At 80.2% G+C, this 2,124-nt stretch carries 3 protein-coding genes; 2 read left to right on the forward strand and 1 reads right to left on the reverse strand.

The window, feature by feature from the left end:
* Positions 1 to 704: FAD-dependent monooxygenase (locus GTR00_RS19545; protein WP_205706236.1), on the forward strand; the 704-nt coding region annotated here is incomplete at its 5' end.
* A 46-nt stretch (positions 705 to 750) separates the two neighbouring features.
* The gene (locus GTR00_RS19550) at positions 751 to 1,479 is read left to right on the forward strand and encodes a PadR family transcriptional regulator (RefSeq protein ID WP_166613221.1); all 729 of its coding nucleotides are present in this window, start codon (positions 751 to 753) and stop codon (positions 1,477 to 1,479) included.
* Here GTR00_RS19550 and GTR00_RS19555 read toward each other — a convergent pair.
* Entirely contained in the window at positions 1,461 to 1,919 is a 459-nt protein-coding gene (locus GTR00_RS19555) for a hypothetical protein (protein ID WP_166613222.1), read from the reverse strand. The genes GTR00_RS19550 and GTR00_RS19555 overlap by 19 nt on opposite strands.
* Positions 1,920 to 2,124 lie beyond the last annotated feature (205 nt).

Below are 2,124 nucleotides of genomic sequence, written 5' to 3' on the forward strand. Positions count from 1 at the left end.
TGTTCGGGGTGGGCGTGGACGTGCTGTGGTTCCGGCTGCCGCGGCCGCCGGGGGCGGTGCCGCCCACGGGGGTGCGGCTGTCGGCGGGCCGCTTCGCCGTCGTGCTGGACCGCGGCACCCACCTGCAGTGCGCGTACGTGGTGCCCGCCGGCGGGGCGCGGCAGGTGCGCGAGGCGGGCCCGGCGGCGTTCCGCGCCGAGGTGGCGCGGCTGCTGCCGGACCTGGCGGGCGTGGTGGGCCACCTGCGCTCGACCGAGGACCTGCACGAGCTGCGGGTGCGCGTCGACCGGCTGCGGCGCTGGCACCTGGACGGGCTGCTGGTGGTGGGCGACGCCGCCCACGCGATGTCCCCGGTGGGCGGGGTGGGGGTGAACCTGGCGGTGCAGGACGCGGTCGCGGCGGCGCGGCTGCTGGCGGGGCCGCTGCGCCGGGGCCGGCCCTCCCCGCGCGAGCTGGCGCGGGTGCGGCGGCGGCGGTGGCTGCCGGTGGCGCTGACGCAGGTGGCGCAGCGCGCGGCGCACCGGCGGGTGCTGGAGGCGTCCCTGGCGCGCGAGGGGCCGGTGCGCGCGCCGGCGCTGCTGCGGCTGCTGCAGCGGGTGCCGGCGCTGCAGGTGCTGCCGGCGGCGGCCGTCGGGCTGGGCGTGCTGCGCGAGCACCCGCCTCCCGAGGGGGTAGCACTCGATACGTCAGCGATGTATCGTTGACGTATCGAGTGCGGCGCCGTGCCGCGCTCCACCACGGAGGTGCGACATGAGGTTCGACAAGTTCTTCGACGCTCCCGACGGCCCCGGCCCGCGCCGCGGCGGCCACCGCGGCCACCACCCCGGCGGCCCCGGCCCGGGACCCTTCGGCCGCGGCGGGCCCCGCGGCTTCGAGGGCCCCGAGGGGTACGGCTTCGGCCCCGGCTTCGGCGGGTTCGGCGGCTTCGGCGCCGGCTGGCCCTTCGGCGGCCACGGGCGCGGCGGGCGCGGGCGGCGCCCCCGCGGCGACGTGCGCGCCGCCGTGCTCGTCCTGCTCGCCGAGGGCCCCAGCAACGGCTACCGCATCATCGGCGAGGTCGAGCGCCGCAGCGGCGGCGCCTGGAAGCCCAGCCCCGGCTCGGTCTACCCCACCCTGCAGCAGCTGCAGGACGAGGGCCTCATCGCCCCCGACCCCGCCGACGCCAAGCGGTTCTCCCTCACCGAGGACGGCCGCCGGCACGTGCAGGAGCACCTCGCCGACGCGCCCGCGCCCTGGGAGAGCGTCGACGGCCCGCCCTCGCGCGAGGAGTTCAAGGAGACCCTCGGCCAGCTGCGGCAGATCGTCGTCCTGCTGCAGCAGGTGGCCGTCACCGGCCGCGCCGACGACGTGCGCGCCGCCGGCGACGCCCTGGAGCGCTGCCGCCAGGAGCTGCTGGGCGTCCTGGCCCGCGACCCGCGCCGGGGCCGCGGCGGCAGCGGCGCCGACGACGGCGCCGAGGATCAGGAGGACGCCGGCTGACCCGCGGTCAGCAGTCCCACCGAGGGCGTCAGGGCGTGCACCAGCGGGCGGTCCCCGGCCCCGCGCAGCGCCGCCGGCCCGCAGCGGCGCAGCAGGTCCGCCCGCACCGCCAGGTTCAGCCGCAGCGGGTGCCGCCCGCTCGCCCCGCGCACCGGCCCGGTGCTCGCCTGCGCCCCGCCGGCGTGGTGGTGCACGTGCTCGGTGACCCACCGGCTGCCCACCGCCACCTGCGGGGCGGTCACCAGCACCACCAGCGGCTCCCACGAGGTCAGCACCCGCCCCGCGCCCGTGCCCGGGGCCAGCACCGGCACCAGGTCGGTGGGCACCCCGGCCGCCGAGGCCTCGTCGGCGGCGGCCACCAGCTGCTCCGTGCAGGCGTCCAGCAGCGGCACGTCGGCGGCCAGCACGGGCACCACCACGACGGCGCGTTCGATGCGCACGGGCCTCCTGTCCGCCGTCGCGGGCCCGGCCCGGGCCCCGGGGCGGGCCGCGGGACCCCGCCGGCCCGGCGCCTGGTCTCCCCGCGTGTCTAGGGGGACGCGGGGGCGGAGGTCAAGCCGGCGCGGGTGCCGGTGGCGTGCGCGGCGCTGGAGCTGCTGGGGGTGGACCCGGTCGCGCTGCGCCCGCTGGCGAGCGCGCCGGTGC

The organism is Kineococcus indalonis, from assembly GCF_009906395.1.
GTDB lineage: Bacteria > Actinomycetota > Actinomycetes > Actinomycetales > Kineococcaceae > Kineococcus > Kineococcus indalonis.

Bases quoted from the DNA above. Each gene is read 5' to 3' on its own strand.
- GTR00_RS19550 (WP_166613221.1), top strand. From the start codon at position 751: ATGAGGTTCGACAAGTTCTTCGACGCTCCCGACGGCCCCGGCCCGCGC.